At 46.9% G+C, this 22,177-nt stretch carries 17 protein-coding genes; 3 read left to right on the top strand and 14 right to left on the bottom strand.

Annotated features, from left to right (window positions below):
• Positions 1-28 precede the first annotated feature (28 nt).
• Genes EC604_RS04755 through EC604_RS04745 form a run of 3 tightly spaced genes read right to left on the bottom strand, consistent with a single transcriptional unit; the run spans position 29 to position 3,359 of the window.
• Positions 29-1,186 (bottom strand): hypothetical protein, encoded by a 1,158-nt coding sequence (locus EC604_RS04755; RefSeq protein ID WP_123063047.1) that lies wholly within the window; start codon positions 1,184-1,186, stop codon positions 29-31.
• Positions 1,183-2,649, bottom strand: a complete 1,467-nt coding sequence (locus tag EC604_RS04750) for a sensor histidine kinase (protein ID WP_123063046.1) — start codon at positions 2,647-2,649, stop codon at positions 1,183-1,185. The genes EC604_RS04755 and EC604_RS04750 overlap by 4 nt, the downstream gene beginning before the upstream one ends.
• On the bottom strand, positions 2,646-3,359 hold the full coding sequence (locus EC604_RS04745) for a response regulator transcription factor (protein ID WP_090917674.1): 714 nt from the start codon (positions 3,357-3,359) through the stop codon (positions 2,646-2,648). Before EC604_RS04745 ends, EC604_RS04750 begins: the two co-directional genes overlap by 4 nt.
• 211 nt (positions 3,360-3,570) lie before the next feature.
• Here EC604_RS04745 and EC604_RS04740 point away from each other — a divergent pair, with 211 nt between their 5' ends.
• Both EC604_RS04740 and EC604_RS04735 read left to right on the top strand, forming a co-directional pair.
• Positions 3,571-4,047 (top strand): RNA polymerase sigma factor, encoded by a 477-nt coding sequence (locus tag EC604_RS04740; RefSeq protein ID WP_123063045.1) that lies wholly within the window; start codon positions 3,571-3,573, stop codon positions 4,045-4,047.
• Between the two features lie 220 nt (positions 4,048-4,267).
• Complete coding sequence (locus EC604_RS04735; RefSeq protein ID WP_123063044.1) at positions 4,268-7,075, top strand: DUF5689 domain-containing protein; 2,808 nt, start codon at positions 4,268-4,270, stop codon at positions 7,073-7,075.
• Positions 7,076-7,532: 457 nt separating this feature from the next.
• Here the strand turns inward: EC604_RS04735 and EC604_RS04730 are convergent, their stop codons facing one another.
• The 5 genes from EC604_RS04730 to EC604_RS04705 form a co-directional block, all read right to left on the bottom strand.
• The gene (locus EC604_RS04730; RefSeq protein ID WP_123063043.1) at positions 7,533-7,793 is read right to left on the bottom strand and encodes a hypothetical protein; all 261 of its coding nucleotides are present in this window, start codon (positions 7,791-7,793) and stop codon (positions 7,533-7,535) included.
• A 717-nt stretch (positions 7,794-8,510) separates the two neighbouring features.
• Complete coding sequence (phnE, locus tag EC604_RS04720) at positions 8,511-9,323, bottom strand: phosphonate ABC transporter, permease protein PhnE (RefSeq protein WP_090917666.1); 813 nt, start codon at positions 9,321-9,323, stop codon at positions 8,511-8,513.
• Complete coding sequence (gene phnE, locus EC604_RS04715; protein ID WP_240036660.1) at positions 9,320-10,177, bottom strand: phosphonate ABC transporter, permease protein PhnE; 858 nt, start codon at positions 10,175-10,177, stop codon at positions 9,320-9,322. The genes phnE (EC604_RS04720) and phnE (EC604_RS04715) overlap by 4 nt, the downstream gene beginning before the upstream one ends.
• Positions 10,174-10,971, bottom strand: coding sequence for a phosphonate ABC transporter ATP-binding protein (gene phnC / locus EC604_RS04710; RefSeq protein ID WP_123063041.1), 798 nt, complete (start codon positions 10,969-10,971; stop codon positions 10,174-10,176). The genes phnE (EC604_RS04715) and phnC overlap by 4 nt, the downstream gene beginning before the upstream one ends.
• A gap of 151 nt (positions 10,972-11,122) precedes the next feature.
• Positions 11,123-12,109: a phosphate/phosphite/phosphonate ABC transporter substrate-binding protein gene (locus tag EC604_RS04705; RefSeq protein ID WP_123063040.1), complete on the bottom strand. Its 987-nt coding sequence runs from the start codon at positions 12,107-12,109 to the stop codon at positions 11,123-11,125.
• 276 nt (positions 12,110-12,385) lie between these two features.
• Between EC604_RS04705 and EC604_RS04700 the strand changes: the two genes are divergently transcribed.
• On the top strand, positions 12,386-14,182 hold the full coding sequence (locus EC604_RS04700; RefSeq protein ID WP_123063039.1) for a bifunctional metallophosphatase/5'-nucleotidase: 1,797 nt from the start codon (positions 12,386-12,388) through the stop codon (positions 14,180-14,182).
• Between the two features lie 146 nt (positions 14,183-14,328).
• Here EC604_RS04700 and EC604_RS04695 read toward each other — a convergent pair whose 3' ends face one another.
• The 6 genes from EC604_RS04695 to EC604_RS04670 all read right to left on the bottom strand — a co-directional run bounded on the left by EC604_RS04695 (position 14,329) and on the right by EC604_RS04670 (position 22,102).
• Positions 14,329-14,643 carry a hypothetical protein gene (locus EC604_RS04695; protein WP_123063038.1) on the bottom strand — a complete coding sequence of 105 codons (315 nt, stop codon included), beginning with the start codon at positions 14,641-14,643 and terminating at the stop codon, positions 14,329-14,331.
• Between the two features lie 118 nt (positions 14,644-14,761).
• On the bottom strand, positions 14,762-16,126 hold the full coding sequence (locus tag EC604_RS04690; protein WP_123063037.1) for an MATE family efflux transporter: 1,365 nt from the start codon (positions 16,124-16,126) through the stop codon (positions 14,762-14,764).
• A gap of 257 nt (positions 16,127-16,383) precedes the next feature.
• Complete coding sequence (locus EC604_RS04685; RefSeq protein WP_123063036.1) at positions 16,384-16,806, bottom strand: MarR family winged helix-turn-helix transcriptional regulator; 423 nt, start codon at positions 16,804-16,806, stop codon at positions 16,384-16,386.
• A gap of 323 nt (positions 16,807-17,129) precedes the next feature.
• On the bottom strand, positions 17,130-18,971 hold the full coding sequence (locus EC604_RS04680) for an ABC transporter ATP-binding protein (RefSeq protein WP_123063035.1): 1,842 nt from the start codon (positions 18,969-18,971) through the stop codon (positions 17,130-17,132).
• The gene (locus tag EC604_RS04675; RefSeq protein WP_123063395.1) at positions 18,952-20,781 is read right to left on the bottom strand and encodes an ABC transporter ATP-binding protein; all 1,830 of its coding nucleotides are present in this window, start codon (positions 20,779-20,781) and stop codon (positions 18,952-18,954) included. Before EC604_RS04675 ends, EC604_RS04680 begins: the two co-directional genes overlap by 20 nt.
• A gap of 262 nt (positions 20,782-21,043) precedes the next feature.
• The gene (locus tag EC604_RS04670) at positions 21,044-22,102 is read right to left on the bottom strand and encodes a CotH kinase family protein (RefSeq protein ID WP_123063034.1); all 1,059 of its coding nucleotides are present in this window, start codon (positions 22,100-22,102) and stop codon (positions 21,044-21,046) included.
• Between the last annotated feature and the right edge of the window lie 75 nt (positions 22,103-22,177).

Raw genomic sequence — 22,177 nt, 5'->3', positions numbered from 1 at the left:
CTCGCTGGGTAGTGCTCCTATCACAAACCTACCACGCCTTAAAGCTAAAACGATACAACTCACTCTTGCTGACGGTGCTGCTTGCCAGGAACAGTTCTTCCCCAAACCATTTCAGCTTGATAAAATTGTTGATATTACGGTAGATCACCGTATCGGAGGACAAGCTCTGATCATTCAGGAAGGCAATATGAAGCTCATTTTTCTGATTCTCCAGTGTATTCAGATAAGCAATTCGGGATTCGTCCGCGCTCAGATCAAAATTCCAGAATGTGCCCTTGGCTAGCAAGCTGAGTTTATTGTTTTCCACCTGATATCGATATAGCCCCTGTACCTGATTCACTTCACCCTGAAAAATCATATCCCCATTTTTCAACAGATGATATTGCTGAATATCCTGCGATCTCAGGTATAAGGACACGTCCGGATTTTTCTCCAGCGACACACGATAGACCGCAAAATCATTCTTGTGCATAACCAGAACATAAGCCTGTTTCATATCCTGACTGATCTCAAAACTGTCAATCACGATGTAGTTCTTGCCTGATTTATCCTCATATGTCTCTACTCCGGCTTTCTTCATCATGGCCTCATCGGAAAACAGGATCTCTTCCTTGCCCGTTTTCAGTTCCGTCTGAATGAAACCACGCTCATCATGACTGATGGATGTTTCGTTACTGAGAAACTCCCTGAAATAGGAATGTTCCTTGCCCAGTTTGGTTCGTTCGCCACTCTTCATATCGTATATAAAAGCCGTTCGCTGGGCTTGTCCCGAACGATACTGGGCATACATCAGCTTGGTTCGATCCGGGCTCAGCACAACGCCAAAATCCGTGTTGCTACTGATCTCGTTTACCTGGTTATCATCCAGATGCAGCTTGAGCAGCCTCAGTCCTGTATAGGAACGTTCGGTACTGTTTACAACAATCGTATTCCGATCCCCAATATCAAAATCGTAAATGACAAAATCATTCGGAATTTTAGTCGCAGACTCGATCTGGATTGTACTGCTCGATGGGGGCACGAGACGAGTATTAAACTGCGCACCAGGCAATATCACCGTACGTGGTTTGAGGTGGCTCATGCTGAACAGACTGCCAATCCCGAATATCCCGCCAACAAAGGCGACGAGTAGCCCGGACAGCATCAGCTTATCGCGATGTTTACGCCAAAAGCCGGTATATTTCATGTGTTTCGATCCCCCGGCAGGCGGATATGGACTTGCGTCCCTTCCCGCATGATGCTTTTCATCTCCACTGTTCCTCCATGACGCTCCACAATGTTTTTCACAATCGACAGCCCCAGACCGGCGCTGCCTTTTTCAACACGGTTCATGCCCTTATCCTGGTAAAAAGGTTCAAACACATGATTCAGTGCTTCTGCACCAATCCCCTCACCTTGATCTCGGATCAGGATCGCAATAGACTGCTTTTCCCGCGTGGACTGCACTTCAATAATCGAATTCACATCACTATACTTGACGGAGTTATCCAGTACGTTCAGGAATACTTCCTTCAGCTTGTCCCGATCCCCCCGCACATACAGCTCTTCTTCAAGCTCGTAATGAATGCCGATATTGTACTTGCCTGCCTTGATGGACATGTCCTCACACGCTTCCCGGATAACTTCCGAGACGTCTACCCGTCCGAAGCGATAGTTTTCAATCACTGCTGAGGATACCGAAACTTCCAAAATATCCGCAACCATCGTATTCAGACGACGGCTTTCCTTGATGATATAATTCATGCCCTTGTCGAAGAACTCCGGGTCGGTGAAGCCATTATCCCGCAAAATCTGCGCATAGCCCAGAATGGTCGTCAGCGGTGTTTTTAATTCATGTGTCACATTGTCAAAAAAAACTTTGCTTCGCGCCTGCACTTGTTTCACTTCGTCCCGTTCTCGCTCAATCACATCAATCTGCTCTCTTACCCGGTCAATCATGACCGTGAAGCTCGCCGCCAGTTCCCCAATCTCATCCTTCGTGGCAATCTGAATATCGGCATTCAGGCTGCCTTGGGCCACTTCGGCAGAACGTTTCGTCAGCACACGAATGGGCTGCGTAATTTTCCGGGAAATAAAAATCGAAGCAATGAAAACAAACACAAATATCGTCGCTGCGAACAGCTTAATCGTATCCTGAAAGCGCATATTGCGCCGGTAAAGATCCGTATAATCCTTTTCAAGCTGCACAATGCCGACAAGTTGCTGGTCACTCTGAATCGGGAAAGAGAGGCTTGCTACAACTCGTCCCTGATCTACTTTTGTCGTATAGGCGATTCGGGATTGCATCGCTTCTCTCAAATCCGCAATGTCTGTCCGTTTGACAAGTTTCCCTCCACTGGTGTTGGAACCATATGTGGTCGCATCAGGACGATAAAGCGTAATTTCCCCACCTACGGCAGAACCAATCTGCTCTTCTAATTCGCGGCTACCCGCCTCCAGCGAATCTTTGCTAATGCGTTTGTTGTGGATGAGAAAATACTGATTCAGGGCGATATCCAGATTTTTTTTGGATTGCACCATATCCTCTCGCACTTCACGATACATATTCTCTTGGGCGACCTTGTTGGACAGAATCAGCAGTGCCGAGAAACCGATGAAAACGATCACCGAGAACAGCACAACCATCTTGAACTGAATCGTCCATTTCATGTCTGCACCTGAATATTCAGTTTATATCCTACGCCAAATACCGTTTCAATCATCGATATGCCTTGATCACCGCTATCCAGCTTTTTGCGAATGCGCTGAACGTGGATGTCCACGGTACGTGTATCTCCTGCAAAATCAAATCCCCACACCTTGTCCAGCAGCTCCGAACGTGTATGTACTTTGCGATGGTGGTTCACGAGGAAGAGCAGCAGGTCATACTCCTTGTTCGTGAGCCCTGCCCGTTCTCCGTCCTTCCACACCTCGCGCTCATCCTTACGGATCTCGATATGTTTGCCTAACCTAACGACTTCGTAAGACTGGTTCTCCAGCGTTTCGCTGATGAGATCGATCCTGCGGAAAATAGCCCGGATGCGGGCAACCACTTCGCGGATATCAAAAGGCTTTGTAATGTAATCGTCAGCCCCCAGCTCCATGCCAAGCACCTTGTCCAGCATATCGGATTTTGCCGTAATCATGATTACCGGGATTTTGGAGTTCACAGACAACTGCCTGCACACGTCGAAGCCGCTCATATCAGGCAACATCAGATCCAGTAGAATCAGATCGGGCCTCGACTCCCGAAGCAGATTCAATCCTTCCCTGCCCGAAGCCGCCTCTTTGATCTCAAACCCTTCTTTGCGAAGCGAATAGGACAATATATCGCGAATGGACTCTTCATCTTCGATGATTAATATCTCTTTTGGTCTCATAATACATTCGTAATCTCCCTGCTCTATGAATTTCATCTGCCTATATTTTGTATCCCAAGCCGTCTGCTTGAACAGAGGAAATCAAGAAATGTTACAACTCCGATACAACTCTGAACCTTTTGGAAACAACCTCCCGCTATACTAGCATTAACAGAACGCCAAACGGACCGGAACCAAGGCTTGATCCATATCCAAGGGGGATTCACATCTTATGAACCACTCACAGATCAATGATGCTTACATTAACTATAAATCAGAAATCACCAGGTATCTATCCCAAATCGTCAAACAACCGCAGGATGCGGAAGACTTGGCACAAGATTGTTTTATTCGTCTCATGAACGTCACTGCCCAGATCCCTGAAGACAGGGTTCTCTACTATCTCAAACGCATCGCCCGTAATCTGGCTATGGACAGCTTTCGCAGACGTACGCGCACTTTACGCCGTGACAGTCGACTCGAATCCCCTGCATACCATGTTGATACCCCTGAGTTGGAGATCAATGAAGGGGTTAACGAAATTGTCTCCCATATCAACAACACCGAACATCGCCAAATTTTGGAGCTGCGTCTGATCCATGGGTATTCCATTAAAGAGACAGCCCAGATGGTGAACCGCAGTGAAGGCATGATCAAATCCTCCGTTTTCCACGCCGTCAATCGAATTCGGGCCAAAGTCATCTCGTAGAGATGGCTTTTTGACTTTGTGTTCTCCTACTCCGTTACCCACCATATTATCATTTCCATTCTTGTAACAACCAATAATCCAAACGACCTATTCATATGCCGAAATACCTAATTTTACAAAGTTCGATCTAATTTTTACAATTTGTTATGACTATGTGAGATTTTCATGTGGTAGAATATGGACGAACTTATGAATCAACTAATATTTGGGAGGGATTTGGTTGGGTACATTGAAACGTTTGCGGGGAGTTTGGTTAAAATCACTCCTGGCATTATCCGTGGCTTTGCCACTTCAGGTCGGATTATGGAACAGCGATGCTTCGGTTCATGCGGAAGGACCGACAGACCCGGCTCCATTCATTCAAGCCAAGGTCGTTAACGAGAATGCTGGCAAAAAAGTACTGTTCGACAATTCGCACGGTCAGACTGCCGGAGCAGCCGACTGGGTTATTGATGGTGGTTTCTCGGATTTCGGTAATGCTCTGGCGAATGACGGTTATTATGTGAAAGAACTGCGCAAAACGACACCTTTTACCTATGATGATCTGAAAGAATACAACGTATTTGTCATTGCTGAACCACAAATCCCTTTCAAAACGTCTGAACAGGCGGCATTGAAACAATATGTTGAATCGGGCGGCAGCATCTTCTTCATTGGAGATCACTACAACGCTGACCGTAACAAAAACCGCTGGGATGGCTCGGAAGTTATCAACGGATATCGCCGCGGTGCATACGAAGATCCTGCTAAAGGCATGAGTGCAGATGAACGCAACTCCGAAGCCATGCAGAATATAACAAGTTCAGACTGGTTGTCAGATAACTTTGGCGTACGTTTCCGGTACAACGCACTTGGCGACATTAACGCCAATATCATCGTACCAGCGGATCAGGCATTCGGCATTACGGAAGGCGTCTCTGCTGTAGCGATGCACGCAGGCTCCACGCTGGCGATCACAGACCCGGAGAAAGCCAAAGGTATCGTGTACTTGCCAAAAACGAATGCCAAATGGAATAATGCCGTAGACCAAGGTGTATATAACGGCGGCGGTATCGAAGAAGGTCCATATGTGGCTGTATCCAAACTGGGTGCAGGTAAAGCGGCCTTCATAGGTGACTCTTCCCCGGTGGAAGATGCATCCCCGAAATATTTGCGCGAAGAAACAGGCACACGCAAAACAACATATGACGGCTTCAAAGAAGTCGATGATGCGGTATTGCTCGTGAATACGGTAAACTGGCTTGCGACACAAGAAAACTATACAAAACTGTCCGAAGTAAACGGCCTTACATTGGATACAGCTACAGCGCTGTTACCTTTCGAGGAGCCGGCTGCTTCTACTGAACCGCAAGCTGAACCTTGGGCTGCCCCGGCTGCCGGATACAAGTGGTATGATCGTTCCACGTTCAAGCCTGGCTCTTATGGCGGCGCTGCATCCAGCGCTAACGCGGCTTACAGCTTCGTGAAGCAAGATACATTGCCTAATGCCGAAGACTTCCAGATTCGTGTGGTTGTAGAAAATATGGCTCCAAACACTACCGTTTCCGGTTACAGCGCAGGAATCTATCTGACAGGTGGAACTCAGGTAGCTATGATTCAAAATGAAGGTGGAACATGGCCAACTTCATACGGATACAGCTCGGCGTTTAGCGTAACATCGGATAGCAAAGGACGTGCAATCAAAGATTTGAATGTACGTATCAAACCAGGTACGAGTGGCAACGCCAGCCTGCGTCTGCGTTTAAACGGCAGCAACCTGATTACTAGCGCAGTAAGCATTGATAACGTACCTGCACAGCCACTGCCAGAAGAACAAGGTCCAATCCCAGCAACAATTAGCGTAGCCGAGGCACGCACCAAAGCAGTAGGTACTACCGTTACCATTGAAGGTGTTGTAACTACCAAACCGGGTTCTTTTGGCGGACAAGCCTTCTATCTTCAGGATGATACGGCGGGAATCTATGTGTTCCAGCACACCAGTGGGTTCGATGTAGGTGACAAAGTGAAAGTGACTGCACCAACAACGATCTACAACAGTGAGTTTGAATTAACCGATGTGGTTGCGATTGAGAAAACAGGAACGGCTTCTGTTCCAGCTCCAGCGCTGGTTACAGCCATTAACGATACCAACCAAGGTCAACTCGTTCAATTGAAAAATGTAACGGTCCAGAATATCATCAGCGCTACGCCTGCCGGTTCCTTTGAGTTTGATGCGGTAGCTGCAGATGGAACAAGCACACATGTGCGTGTGGATACACGTACCGGTGTAAGTGAAACCAGCTTCCCTTATGTTGCTGGTGACAAGATTGATATCACGGGTATTGCTGCCATTTTCAAAGATGTCTATCAATTGAAACCAAGAAGCTTGGATGACATTGTAGCTTCGGAAGAACAAGGCGGAGGAGAAAACCCTTCTACTCCAGCCGAAGGAGCGCCGGGTAAACCGGTGCTTTCTTCCGATAACGGACATACCACCGGGCTGTCTGATGGTTCATTCAACGTTAGCATGAATCTGTGGTGGGGCGAAAACGCAACCGAGTACAAGTTATACGAGAACGGTGTTCTTGTGGATACGCAAAAGTTAACAGCGGCTTCTCCTTCTTCACAGTTTGCTAAAACGGCGATTAAAGACAAAGCTAACGGAACCTATACGTATGTTGCCGAGCTGATCAACGACAAAGGCGCTACTCGCAGTGACGAGTTAACGGTTCAAATTGCGAATGCCGCTCCAGGTAAAGCCGTTTTGTCTCAAAACAACTGGGACGGTGATGGCAACTACACCGTAACGATGAACCTCTGGTGGGGAACCAACGGAACCGAGTATCGTCTTTATGAAAATGACGTGCTGATCGATACGCAAGCGTTGAACGCTGCTACACCATCTGCTCAAACGGCGAAAACCGACCTGAGCGGTCGTGCGAACGGAACGTATACGTATCGCGCGGAACTGGTCAATGCCTCAGGTGTGACTAGCACGGAAATCATTACGGTACAAGTAAGCAAGGCTGCTTTGCCTTTGGCGAGCTAGTCTAGTAGTAGGCTTGAAAGCAATAACGAAAAACCGAAACCAGTCCGGCGGCCAGGAAACAGGCAGCGGTGGTTTCGGTTTTTCGTAGTCTTTTTTGTATGGTATTATCCATGGCGTAAAATTGAACCCTCGAACCCTCCACTCCCTCAGCGCTAACGATCCTGAGAGAGCTTATTTGCCCCTTTTTTCCACATTTAAAATTCTAACGATCACCAGCGACGCTATTTTGCTATTTTTCAGCATTTTGAAGGATAAATCGGGCTAATTGCTACAAATAACGTCTGTACGGATCGTTAGAATTTCAAAAAGGCTTTTTTTAGCTAAATAAGGCTTCTGGTGATCGTTAGAGATTCAAGCTAGGTTCAAAAGTACCTTTCCCTCCTCAATCTATGAGGCTTAGCTGACCTACTTGTACATATATCCTCTGCATTATCCTCTACCCATAACGTAAATCAGCTCATCTCAGTCTTGGTTTTTCATAACCGTTTCTTACAAAAAGAATACTGTTCCACACCGCACAATAAGCTGCAAAGGCCAAGATACCAATGACAAAAATGAGATTCATCTGCGTGAACGAATAACTGCTACCCGTAAAAATAATAAGAATCGCACTGAGTCCGATATTTTCCCGGTTATGCTTTTTAAACTTCTGAAAGATCATTCGGTACAGCAATATAAGCACTATAAACACGAGCCATATCAAATACAATTTTTCCATAGAATAGTTACCTCCTTGCAAAAAGGTCAACTTTAACGTTATAAGGTATCGTTTCAAGCTACATATCCAACATCATTATGTACGTTCCAACTTGTCCAGCGTCCATATTCATCAGGCAACACCGACACTATCTATTCATCTCGCCACTACTACAATTGTAACACAGACAACATTCTAATTTTACCAATATATCTAATTCCTAAGAATTAATGAACCACATAAACCCAAGTATCCAGGATGCAATAAACAGATACACGATAATTTTAATGAACACATATTCTTCTTTTTTGCGTAAGGAAATACACCAACACAACAAACGGAAGAAGTGTTAACACAAGATACAAGAGAGTATGACTTGCTGGAGGAACGTCAAAGATAATGAGGCCTTCGTCTCCAGATAGCATCAATAGCATTATTAAATAGCCAAAAAGCCATCCTCCTCCAATACTCAATATCGATGCAATAATAGGTAAAATAATTCTCAAAATGAAATTCACCTCCTTCTCATATTAAAATCGGAATAACTTACAAATAATTGAATAGAGAATTAAGCAAATTGTACAACTATTTTTACAAATTATTTCAAGTAAAAAATCAGGCAACTACTAACCTATCACTAGATTTAGAGCCTGTTGATTTAAAATCAAAAAAAAGACTACCCACTGCCGCATCATCCAGCAAAAGATAGTCCTTCTCTCTACCACTTCATTCGGTTACCTACACCAGCTTCTTCCGAATATACCCCGAGATCAGGTCAATGATCGTGATCATCACGATAATGCCGAGCAGGATAATGCCGACACGTGGCCAGTTGCGTGTACTGAGTGCAAAGATCAGAGGGGTTCCGATACCGCCTGCGCCGATCACACCAAGGATCGTGGCAGAACGAACATTGATCTCAAATCGATACAATGTATAGTTCAGGAATCCCGGGATGACCTGCGGCAAGATGGCAAACCAGAGTTGCTGCAGTCGGGTTGCTCCAGAAGCCAGTAACGCTTCGGACGGGCCGTAGTCAATATTTTCAACCTCATCCGCGTACAGTTTACCCAGCATCCCGATCGAGTGAAGCCCAAGGGCTAACACCCCCGCAAATGATCCGGGACCTACAGCCTTGATAAAAAGCAAAGCCATAATAATTTCAGGAAACGTACGGATGAAACTAAGCATCATTTTACCCGCACCCGAGATCGCCCGATGTCCACTCATATTCCGTGCAGACCAGAAAGCGAACGGGATACAGAGCACAGCGGAGATCACGGTACCTAACACAGAAATCGCCAGAGTATCCAGCAGTCCGCGCAGCAAATCCTCGCCTTCCGGCAAATATACGAAATTCCAGTCGGGCGAAAAAATACCCGCAATAATAGCTTTCATGATCTGTCCGGCAGTTTCCTTGAATCCGGTAAAAGGTACGCCCGCCAGCGCCCACGCATAGACCAGAATTAACAGCAGAATGATAAGCCAGCGGAGCGGATTTTTCCGTGGTTTGGGTCTTGGCCGAATACGGCTCGCTTCATTTTTCATCATAACAATTTCTCCCGCAGCTTAGTGCTCACATAGTCGATCATCAGAACGATGGCCAGTGTGAAAATAATAATGGTATTGGTCTTGTCATACTCCAGGAATCCAAGTGTCGCTTCGTAATAAAGTCCGATACCACCCGCTCCAACGAGTCCAAGGATGGCGGCGGCACGTACGTTAATTTCGAAGGCATACAGTACATAAGACGTGAACTGGGCTGCCAGTTGTGGGACGACACCATAGACAATAAGCTGAATACGGTTCATGCCCACAGCGGTCATCGCTTCAAGCGGCCCTTTGTCAATCGTCTCCAGCGTTTCATAGGTGAGCTTGGCAATCAGACCTACCGAGAATACAGCCAGTGCGAGAATACCCGGAACCGGCCCCAGACCAAATACAGCAACGAACAACGCAGCAAGTAACAAGTCCGGAACGGTTCGAATCAGATTTAATAGAAAACGTGCCGGATAATAGATCCAGCGGCTTGGCATTAGATTCCCCGCACAGATGATGGAGATCGGAATGGCAAGAATAGCACCAATCGTTGTTCCGATCAAAGCCATACGGATCGTCTCCAACATGCCCTGTACGATATTGTCAAAATAACTCCATCGCGGCGGGAACATCTCCTTCAGCAGCTTCCACATCTCCGGGCCACCGGTGAACAGTTCTGCAAAGCTCGCATCCGTCTGCTTGGCACTCGCCCACAAGAGCAGCACAATGATGACTAACGTCAGCAGATGTTTGGTCTTCCCCGGTGGTTTGGGGCGATTGACAATCTGCTTCGGGCTGGAGCCAGGTTCCTTGCCTGCGCCTGCACGCCCTTCATGTTCAAGTGAAACGTTGGTTTGTCCCTTCATACCAGCACTTCTCCCTGCTCCTGCACAGCCTGCTTGTCCAGCAATTCATCCGCCAGAATCGGTCTGCCGTAGATTTCAGCAAAACGCTCATCCGTCGCCTCTTCCACCGGACCGTCAAATACAACCTCTCCTGCCCGCAAACCAACAATACGTGTCGCATACTCTCTCGCCAGATCAATAAAGTGCAGATTAACAATCGTTGTAATGCCGAGATCCTGATTGATCCGTTTAAGGTCATCCATGACCTGTTTCGTCGTCAGCGGATCAAGTGAGGCCACCGGTTCATCGGCCAAAATAATTTTAGCTTCCTGAGCGAGTACACGGGCAATCGCCACACGCTGTTGCTGTCCACCAGACAACTGATCTGCACGAGAGTAAGCCTTCTCCGAGATATTCACCCGATCCAGTGCATCAAAGGCCAGTTCGACATCTTCTTTTGGAAAACGACCCAAAATGGTACGAAGTGTGGAATGGTATCCCACCCGACCAGCTAGTACATTGCGTAACACGCTAGATCGTTTTACCAGATTGAAGCTCTGGAAAATCATGCCGATATCCCGGCGGATCAGACGCAGGCGTTTGCCTTGTGCCTTCGTGATGGAGCTACCGTTAATCAGAATTTCACCTTCACTAATATCATGCAGCCGGTTGATTGACCGCAGCAATGTGGATTTGCCTGCACCAGACAATCCGACCACCGCGATGAATTCTCCCTGCTTAAATTTCAAATTTATGTTATTGAGGCCTTTCGTGCCGTTCGCATACGTTTTGGTCACGTTGTGAAGCTCAATCATCGCGTTAATCCTTCTTTCATCCATAATATTTATATCGTTTCCGTTGTTCCTAGTAGAACTTATAATAACGGCACAAGCCAGAACAGCGTCAATTACGCTGAACTGGCCTGTTCACTGTGCAAAGTCACGAATGGCTTGTTGGATCGGAAAACTACTCGGTTTTCACTTTCTCGTTATACTGGCGCACGATATCAAACTTGCTGTCATCGGACTCCACATAACCTTCGTGCGTGTAGATTTCTTTGATGATCTTGTGGCCTTCTGTATCTTTACCGATATCGATGAAGGCTTGTTTGATCTTCGCTGTCCAATCTGCGTTCATGTCGGTACGAACGGCGATCGTATCGTTGGGAATAGGCTCAGTGAAAGCAAGTACACGTGTGTCTTTGAAGACATTCGGGTAGTCTTTGGAAACCGTGTTACGGGCATCCTGGAAAATAGCTGCTGCATCTACGTCACCGTTCAACACGGCAAGAACAGCTTGGTCATGACCTTTAACGGTTACAGGCTGTACATCCTTGAGCGGATCAATACCGCGATCCAGCAACAAGGCTGCCGGCCATACATAACCAGCGGAAGACGTTACGTTCTGGTAAGCGATTTTCTTCCCTTTCAGATCCTCAACCGATTGGATCGGGGAGTCTTTTTTCACAATAATCATGGATTTATACGAATCTGCCAGTTGCTCTGTCGGAGCGCCAGTCTCATCATTCACACCGAAACGTTGAGCTTGCAAAATGACTTGTGCTGCTCCTTTTTCTTTCGCAAGTACATAAGCTGTCGGAGGCAGGAAACCTACATCTACTTTTTTGGAAGCCATCGCTTCAATAATCGTGTTGTAGTCCGTGGATACGCTGACTTTTACCGGGATACCAAGCTTGTCGCCAAGCAGTTTTTCCAGCGGTTTTGCTTTTGCTTCAAGGGTGTCTGCATTCTGGGAAGGAACGAATTGCACTGTCAGTTCCGTAGGTACATAACCTTCAGCGGTTTTGTCTTTCTCTGCTGTGTCGGTTGATGTGCCGGACGCGCTTGAATTGGCTTCAGCGCCGTTTGACGAATTGGATGTAGCGTTAGACCCACACGCACTCAGGAACAGAACCAAAATCAACAATGGTAAAAATAAAGCAGACTTCTTCAATCGAACACCCTCCAAAAGTTTTTCTATTTTTCAGTACTTGTCTACTATAATTGGCGAATATTTACGTGATGTGAAACGAAATTTGGAGTTTTGTAAAGTTTCCTGGCAGGCTGTCAGCGTGACATTCTTCTGTTAAAATAGGCTCATTATGGTGGATGATTTCGGAGGAAATACGCTTGGATTACGGCTTATCGCCTGTTGTTAAGACGATTTCTTTTGCTCCGTTCTACGGTTTATGCCATATATCTAAACTTATATATTAGAGGAGATTGTAAAATGACACGCATTCCCCCTACGACAAACTTCGATATCCTGTTCACGAGTGACCTTCACGGGGCAATTCGCCCGATCCATTACAATACCAACGCTTATCGTCATTCCGGCCTTGCCTTGCTGGCTTCTCTAATTCGGCAGGAACGTGAACGTTCACCTGAATTACTGCTGGTGGATAACGGAGACTTGCTGCAAGGCTCTCCTCTCGCTTCTTATGCGGCTTCTCATGGCTCCAAAGAGCAAACTCATCCTTTTATTCACGTCTTGAGTGAGCTTGGATACGATGCGGCGGTGATGGGTAATCATGAGTTTAATTATGGTCAGGAGTTGTTACGTGGCGCTGTGCAAGGCTCCTCTTTTCCTTGGCTGTCTGCCAATATTGTGATGAAAAGAGAGAAGCAATCGTCAGAACTTGCACATCAAGAGCTTCATGGCGACCAGCCAGCTTATATGACCTATCAGGATGAATCGATTGTTGTTCATACGTATCAAGTAGATTCCAGCGAAAATTCAAATGAGGCTGTCAGTGAGCGTTTAGATGACAAGCAACCCGTTGCAGGACTGCCGCTTGCTCCTGACGGAGCAGGTATTCCGGCTTTTGGCGAACCTTATCTGGTCAAAACGCTCTCTTCCGGTGTAAAAATCGCCCTTCTCGGCGCAACCACCCATTACATACCCAACTGGGAGCATCCGAAAAATATTGAAGGGCTGCATTTCCTGGATGCGCTGGATACTATTCGTACGTGGGTGAAGTATATACGGAAATATGAGCAACCCGACGTACTGGTGGTCAGTTATCATGGGGGATTTGAATGTGATCCGGAGACGGGAGAAGCTACGGAGCGCTTAACTGGAGAAAATCAGGCGTACGAAATCTGCCGAGAGATTGAAGGCATCGACGTACTGCTCACGGGGCATCAGCATCGCCAGTTGACTGACGAAATTCATGGGGTAACCGTGATTCAGCCAGGGTTTAATGGCAGTGGATTAGGTCATGTGTCTGTGCAACTTCAGCAATCGCCGGACACGGGCAAGTGGCTGGTAACGGAGAAGAAAGCGAAGTTGCTGTTGCTCGAAGATTACCCTGATCTCAAGCCGGATCCTGTTGTAATGAAGCTGACGGATGAACTGGAGGCTTCGGCACAAACCTGGCTGGATCAGCCGATTGGCGAAGTCGCCGGAGACGGTGATCTATCGATCTCCAGTGCGACACAGCTGCGGCTGCAGGCACATCCTTTTATTGATTTTGTACATCAGGTTCAGATTGAAGCGACAGGGGCACAGCTTTCCAATACCGCTATGCTTAGTGAAGAAGCCCGCGGGTTCGGCAACCAGATTACGGTGCGTGATGTGTTGTCCAACTTCATTTATCCCAACACCCTGACTGTTCTCGAACTGAGCGGAAGGGATATTCGGGAAGCTTTGGAGCAGACGGCACGTTATTTCGAACTGGACACCTCCGGCAAAGTAGTCGTTAATCCGGCGTATATGCAGCCCAAACCTCAACACTACAACTACGACATGTGGGCGGGCATTGAATATGAACTGAACATCTCACAGCCTGTAGGCAACCGTGTCGTAAAGTTGGAACGTGAAGGAAAGCCGCTGGGGATGGATGAGAAGTACTCCGTGGTGATGAACAGTTATCGCGCGGCAGGCGGTGGAGATTATGCGATGTATCCGGGCAAAAAGGTACTGCACGAAGGCGCCACGGATATGGCTGCACTCGTGGAAGATTTCATTCGCAGGCACCAGCCGTTACAAGTTGGGGAAGTGCATAACTGGAAGGTGACCAACTAAAGTTCGGGTTGTGAGAACATGAGAGATTAACCAGTGCATGAATTAACGAGTACATGAAAAAGGACGGAGCCGGGTTTATCCGGTTTCGCCCTTTTAACTTTTACGGAACGGAGACTATGGATTCATTGGTAGGAAACATAGCTCTATTAAAACAAAGAATCTGAGAGAAGCAGTACGATGAGAAAAGCCCCTAACCAGACCAGAAACAAATTCGCAGTTCCGGTAGCCCACTTACTTTTGCCCGAATGATAGAACGCCCAGCATAAGAAGGAAGCTAACACACCAATGGGATACGTAGCCATCAGGATTGCCGCTATCGTATCCAACAAAGGATGTGCTCCCGACTCCCGATAGGCATATAAATACACACTCATGATCAGCACAACCGGATAAGCCAGAAGTGTTAATCCATAAATCGAATTGAAGAATATAAGTCGATATGCAAGTTTAGGATTTTTCAAAACAGATGAACAACCTCCTTGTGAACACTAAACTCATTTTAGTATATCCACCTGTCCTTGTTACGTCATGGTATAGTTTTCCATTAGATGATTAGTATATATCCATGTACATCTTCTTTCAAACAGCAACCACCTGTTTTTGCATTCTATTTATGCGTCTGTAGTGGTACGCGAACAGGATGAGTCCCAGAACAGATGTAATGATCTCCGTTACTGTCATAGACCAGATGATGCCTGTAAGCCCATAGAATTTATGAAAAACGATAATCACCGGAATAAACAGCGTTCCCTGGCATATCGCCATAATATTGGTCGGGATGCCTTCTCCCGCCGCTTTGAAAATGCCTGTAAACAGACCTGTTAATCCAGTAAACAGAGCGGAGATCAACATCGCCACCAGAATCGAACCTCCAGCTTCCAGTACAGCTGCATCCGAAGAGAATAACCGAATTACAGGTTCCTTGAACATATAAACGATGCCTATGAAAAGAACCCCAATACCGATGATATACAGCGAGGCCTGCTTATACGTAGCCTTTAAACGACCAAACTTCTTACTTGCGAAACTGTGTGCCACCAGAGGGATAATCCCCATAAAGATACCCATCGCAAGAAACTCGGGAAGCTGTACAACCCGTAAAGCAATACCAAACCCAGCGACTACACTTTCTCCATAGATCATCGCGTAATGATTCAGTAGCAGCGTAGATACGATTAGAAAAGAGGTCTGCAGCAGCTCGGAAACCCCAATTTTGAATACTTCCATCTGGTCTCTGACCTGAAGTTTCCAATGTCCCAGAAACCCTCTTAAATTCTCACTGCGGCGGGACAAAAACCAAACATAATAGGCTGCTGAACAAGCATTGGCTAATACGATCGACAACGCGGCTCCAATCACATGCCAATTCAATATCAGAATCAACAGCACATCCAGAACGATGCTGGCTGCAATGCTGATAAACATGCCAATCATAGATTCTTTCGAGGCACCTTCAGACCGAACCAGCTGTTCCAGCGCAAAATTAAGAATAACGATAGCCCCTCCGCCCAGAAGTGTAATGGCATATTGACTGGTGTACTCATATACAGCCTGATCCGCTCCCAGTCCCTGAACAATGGGTGAGATGAACAACCAAGCGACCAGGGCAATGAGCAGACCGATGCCCAAGCTGGAATAAAAGGAATACCCTGCGACTCGTTTTGCTTTTTCCTTCTCTCCCGTTGCCGCTAAGCGTGTAATGAATGTGCCACCGCCCACCCCGAACATATTGCCAAAAGCCATTAATACCGTGAAGATCGGCAACCCCAAGGTAATGGCGCTGAACATGCCTGTATCGTGAACAAGACCGATAAAAAACGCGTTGATGAGGTTATACAATGTTCCCGCGGACATACCCAGCATCATCGGAATGGACAAATGCATAATCGACTTATGGACAGGCGCTTTGTCCAGATAATAGGAGTTTGAATGTTTTTCTTTCATAGTAACCTCCACCTTTCTTAACCACTTAACAATTAGATTTCTAAGTATTAACACAAAAAACACCACGCTAAATGTTCGCAAACATCTAAAGAAAATTAAAACTTGATACATTTACTTTCATAATTACTTGTACAACTACAGCCACAATTACAGTTATCTTTACAATTTCATTAATAGAACACTAATAGTTTGAATTCTAAGTTTTTACTTAAGAGCAGTTCATCTGCTCTATATATCCCCAGTCACCGTAATCAACCTTATAAATTCTGATTAACCTTGGTCAGCAAACGTATCAATGTTGCCTGTTCTTCCTCTGATAGGCTTTTTACAATCTCATTCTCCACGGTCGAAAACATCTGCTCTATATCCTGAATCACTTTCTCGCCCTTCGGCAATACATACAGATTCTTTTGGCGCTCATTATTCGCTGGAATTTTACGAACGATATAACCGTTCTTCTCCAGTCCTTTTAACATACTTGTAATCGTTGCATCTCTGCGGTTGAAGACGTCCGCCAGATTTTTCTGAATTAATCCTTCGTCCTGATGCTCGTAGATATATCCAATGATTCTACCTTGTTGAGCGTTCAATCCCAGTTCGTTAACCTGCTCATCGGCTTTGCGTTTGATCTTGATGCCAATCGTTTGAAACAGATTCGAATACGGCGTATTTTCGCGCATGAATTCTCTCCTTCCTGTTCTGCTTCCTCTTTAATTTGTTTCATCACTGTTCTCTTACTTACCTGCTTACTTACTCAGAGTCAAAATCTAAATGTTAGATGTCTAACTGTTCGTGAACTAAATATACAACTGTGACTTCCTCTCTGTCAAGAATCAATATCTTTTTCTTTACTGCACATATCAAAAAAGGATTGAAGCCCCCTTCCGTGCTCCAATCCTTCTGCTATTACATCGCTAGCCTGAGTCTGGATTACCGTCTTTACACCGAAAGGAAAAGTACCCCTCTCTTCCTCCCACTCTTCTGCTTCATGCCACCCTACACTCTATTGTGCTTTCTTCCGCAGTTGACTGTTATACAGCTCACTATAAAATCCACCCTGTTTCAGCAGTTCACCATGTGACCCCTGCTCCAGCAGTCTCCCATCCTTAAGTACCAGAATCCGGTCTGCCTGACGAATCGTATTCAGCCTGTGGGCAATGACAAAGCTGGTGCGGCCATGCATCAGACGTTCCAGCCCCTCCTGAATTTTGATCTCAGTCACCGTATCAATGCTGCTGGTCGCCTCGTCCAATACCAGAATGGATGGATCAGCCAGGATCGCCCGGGCAATAGCTAGCAATTGCTTCTGTCCTTGGCTAATGCCGCTCCCATCCGCCTGAAGCACCCGGTCATACCCGTTCTTCATTCGCATAATAAAGGAATGTGCATTCGCCAGCTTGGAGGCAATCTCCACTTCTTCATCGGATGCATCCAGACGTCCGAACCGGATATTTTCGCGAATCGTTCCCTGGAACAAAAATGAATCCTGCAATACAAACGCCATGTGCGACCTCAGGTTTTCCCGCCGAATAGTTGTCACCTTGTGCCCATCCACCGTAATCGTTCCACTTGTCGGGTCATAAAAGCGGGATAAGAGCTGAATCAGCGTTGTTTTCCCTGCTCCTGTTGGACCGACCAGCGCAATCATCTCGCCCGGCTTCGCTTCAAAACTGATGTCACGCAAAATATCACGACCCTCATCATATCCAAAGGACACCTTATCGAACCGAACGTTGCCCAGCATGTGATCCAAGGCAATGGCAGCCCCTTCATCCTTGGATTCCTCATCCTCATCCAGCACCTCGAACACCCGCTCTGCCCCCGCGATCGCAGACAACAGCGTGTTCCACTGATTCGCCAGATCGTTCAACGGACGTGTGAATTGACGCGCGTATTCTACAAAAATAATGATGACCCCTACCGTAACGGAACCCTGTATCGCCAAAATACCGCCAATCCCCGCTACGATTGCAAAGCTCAGGTTGTTGAGTCCGTTCATCAGTTTTGGAATAAAACCTGAAATCGTCTGTGCCCAGAATGCGGAAATGCGAATGCGCATGTTACGCTCTTCAAACCCCCGAATCACCCTTTCTTCCTGCGAAAATGCCTTGATGATCCGTTGCCCGGATAACGTTTCCTCAATATAACCGTTGAGTTCACCCAGATTACGTTGCCGTTCTTTGAAAAGCGGTCCCGTTCTGCGCGTTATCCAGCGCATCCCCAGAGCCATTAGAGGTACAACAATAAATGTGAGTAACGTGAGCAACGGGCTGAGCCACAACATCACACCTAATGTGCCAATTAGCGTTAACACACTCGAAAAAATCTGAATCGCTGAGCTGTTCAGCGTACTGCTAACGTTCTCAATATCGTTGGTGACCCGGCTCATAATCTCACCTTGCTGACGCTTCCCAAAGAAAGGAATCGGCAGCTTATGCAGATGAGCAAACAGGTCATAACGCATACGGAATACCGTCTCCTGAGCAATCTCAATCATCCAAATATTCTGGAGCCAGGATGTGAGCGAAAAGAGTACATACACCGCTGCCAGTCCAAGCAGAAACCAGGCCCAGCTTGAACTGGTCGCTTCTCCCGCGATAAATTGGTCAATGGCTATACCGACCATATAAGGCCCAAGCAGAGCCAGAGCAGAACTGGCAAATACCATTAACAGCACAAGCGAAAGCTTGACCTTGCGGCGTGAGAGGTAACTCCAGATTCGTCCGAGCGTGCCTGACCAGTTTTTGGCTCTTGCTTTCGGTTTACCCTGCCCCCCTGAACGGAGTGACTCGGAATCCAGAACAGGCCGCGGCTGACGGAAAGGCTCAATGAATGCTTTGAACATACTGTGCGCCCTCCCCATATTGTGATTCATGAATTCGGCGGTATAACTCCGACGACTCCATCAAGTCTTCGTGTTTTCCCTGTCCAATCAACCATCCATCATCCAGGAGCAGAATCAGATCGGCAGAAGTGGTTGAACTGATCTTCTGCGTAATAAGAAACGTTGTACAGGAGAGGTCTTCAAGTGCATCTAGAAGCCTGCCTTCGGTAGCTACATCTAGCGCACTTGTACTGTCATCCAGAATAAGAATGCTTGGACGGCGTACCAATGCTCTCGCAATGGAGAGGCGCTGCTTTTGCCCACCCGAAAGGTTAACCCCCCTCTGACCGAGCAACGTATCATATCCGTTCGGCAACTGCTCGATGGTCTCATGAATCTGAGCCCGTTTTGCCGCTTCCACAATCTCGTCCATCGTGGCATCTTCTCGTCCCCAAGCAATGTTTTCACGCACAGAACCCGTGAATAGTACGACTTCCTGAGGGACGTAACCAATCGCCTTACGAAGGGTCGGCAGATCCAGTTCGGATGCATCTGCAGCATCAATACGCACCTCACCTTGTTCTTCCGTATACAAGCGTGGAATGAGTTGCACCAGAGAGGATTTTCCTGATCCGGTAGCCCCCATAATAGCAATCCGCTCACCTGCTTTTGCAGAGAACGTAATATCTTCCAGCACTTTAATGTCACTGTTGGGATAACTGAAACCAACTCCGCGGAACTCAACTTCACCTTGTACGGTACGCTGCTCCTGCTTATGCTGTATAGAGCCAGAGCTATGCAAATGATTCAACGAACGTGTGATACCTGTATTCCCCGTAGAAATCTCCTGCTCTCTCCGTCCCGTACGATCCGTTTCTGACGTATCCTCGGTTTCAAACACTTCATTCAGACGCTGTGCTGAAGCGCTCGCCCGAGAAAAGGTGACCAGAATCCACGATAACATCGACAATGCCCCAATGGTACGTAGCAAATAGTTAATGACCGCAACGACTTCACCAACGGATGCCGAACCCGAAACGATGTCTCTCCGTCCAAACCAAAGTACGGCGATAATACAACCGTTCATCATCAGCAGCATGAATGGCATCGTGGTCTCCGTCAGGCGCAGCGCGGAGATCGTGCCTTTCATCAGCTTGCCGCTGAAGCTGGCAAAGCGTTCAATCTCGTGGCCCATCCGTACAAAAACACGGATCAGCCGGATGCCTGTCAGATTCTCCTGGATGACACCGTTCACGGCATCCAGTCTGCGTTGCACATTACGGAACAGCAGCGCTGCTTTTTTTAGCATCCAGATCACAACAACGAGCAACACCGGCATCATGACAACAAGTAGCCATCCCAATCGCGGACTGACCACCACTGCCATAATCATGCTACCGATCACCACGAGCGGAACACGGGTCATGAAGCGAAGACTCATAAAGATGGTATCCTGCACCTGGGTCACATCCCCGGTTAACCGGGTGATTAGCGATGATGTCGCAAAACGGTTAAACACGGCATAGGAAAACGTTTGCATCTTGTCATACAGCTTCTCTCGCAGATCATACCCGAATCCAAGACTCGCATGAGAGGCAAAAAATGAACTTGCAATCCCGGCGGCAAATGCGATGACCGCGCTGCCAACCAGCACGCCACCCCACATCCATACGACGGCCAGGTCTCCCTGCTGGATGCCATTATCAATGATTTTAGAAATCAGATAAGGCTGGGCCAGCTCCACCGTTAATTCAATCAGCATCATAACTAACGCTGCAATGGCGGCGACCCGGTACTTTTTCAAGTGAACGAACAGCTTGAGCATTCCCATTCCTCCGGCCCGGAGCACGTTACTGGCGATACTGCATCCCTTTCGCACCATTAGCTCCGTTATTCTCTTTCTTTAAAGCTATGTAAAATTTCACGTAACCAATACGACTATTATATCGCATTTTCCATCTCCACATCGTTATGTTCTTCTCATTCTTAGTATTAACCTCAAATTTTAACCTGCAATCGAATCCTGAAGAACATGCTGATTTTATCAAAATAAAAATACCCAAGGCAGCGCGGCCCGTTGCCTGGGCATCCTTTTACAGCTGTTTTAACGCGGTGCCCACGTATTCACGGCGCTCTTTCACATACGTGCGAATCTTCTCCGGCTCATTCAGAAAGACATTCATAGGCCACTTCATATAGGGGTCGTTCCCTACATCTTCCCGGATTTCATCATGCAATCGATATACCAGCGGCATGATTCTTTTCTCCGTAAAGGCACGCTCCAAATGTTGTTTCATCAGCTTCTTATACTGCTCACGGAACGTACGGAATGCGAGTAGCCGCCCCGTAAGTTTATTGTACCCCTGAATGCGAACCAAATTGGGATTGACCTTAGCGCCGTAACAGTTTCTCCCCCAGGTTCCTTCGTAATCCCAAGGTAAAATTCCATATTTTCCACTTTTCACTTTTTCGTACCATGTATAGTTCTGATGAAATCCGTCAAAGTTGCCTGTCAGCACAGCCCCGCTCAGCCATCGCAAATAGTTGTCAATATCCACCCGCGATTGTAAAAAACGAAACAGATCCATCTTGGACTTCATATTCAATTGTTGAATAAACCTGTGCAGCCTTCGGCGGTCCTCTGTATTGCCGCGGATCAGGCTGTATCCAGACAACTGGCTGTTTTCTGAATGAGATGATCCGGTGGATAATGCAAAATTGGCGTTGTCGTTTACGGCATAGAATATACTCCGGACAGGCATTCTACGCTGGCGAAAAAAAGAAGACTTCACTCCTTCGATTCTTACATACACCCCTGCGAGTTGATCATTGAGATACAGCACACAGTGGCGCGTATCAGGCGCCGGAACTCCAATCGATTCAAAGAATTGAAATGAAAGTGCATTCCGCAGCAGTGAAGGGTCATCATATTCCGCATTAAAGTGGAACGTACGGCTTGCCGTACGAATCTCGAATGATTTTTTCTCATAAGCGCGCGTATGTCCACCCCGGTACCGAATTCGAATGGGAAGCTGCTTGCCGTCCATCTGCATCGTGCCGTTCACAAACGTTTCTGACCATATGTTCGATGTTAATCGCTGGTATTCTTTCGCCGACACATGGATGTGGTAGACAGGTAGAGTCATTTCCATCCGCCTTTCGGTCACCTGTGAGTTAAGCCCGTAGGCTATTACATCATCCTATGCACAAAGACAACAGACCGTAAG

This window comes from Paenibacillus amylolyticus (genome assembly GCF_003719335.1).
Taxonomy (GTDB): domain Bacteria; phylum Bacillota; class Bacilli; order Paenibacillales; family Paenibacillaceae; genus Paenibacillus; species Paenibacillus amylolyticus_D.
This window is presented reverse-complemented; position numbering and strand designations above follow the sequence as displayed.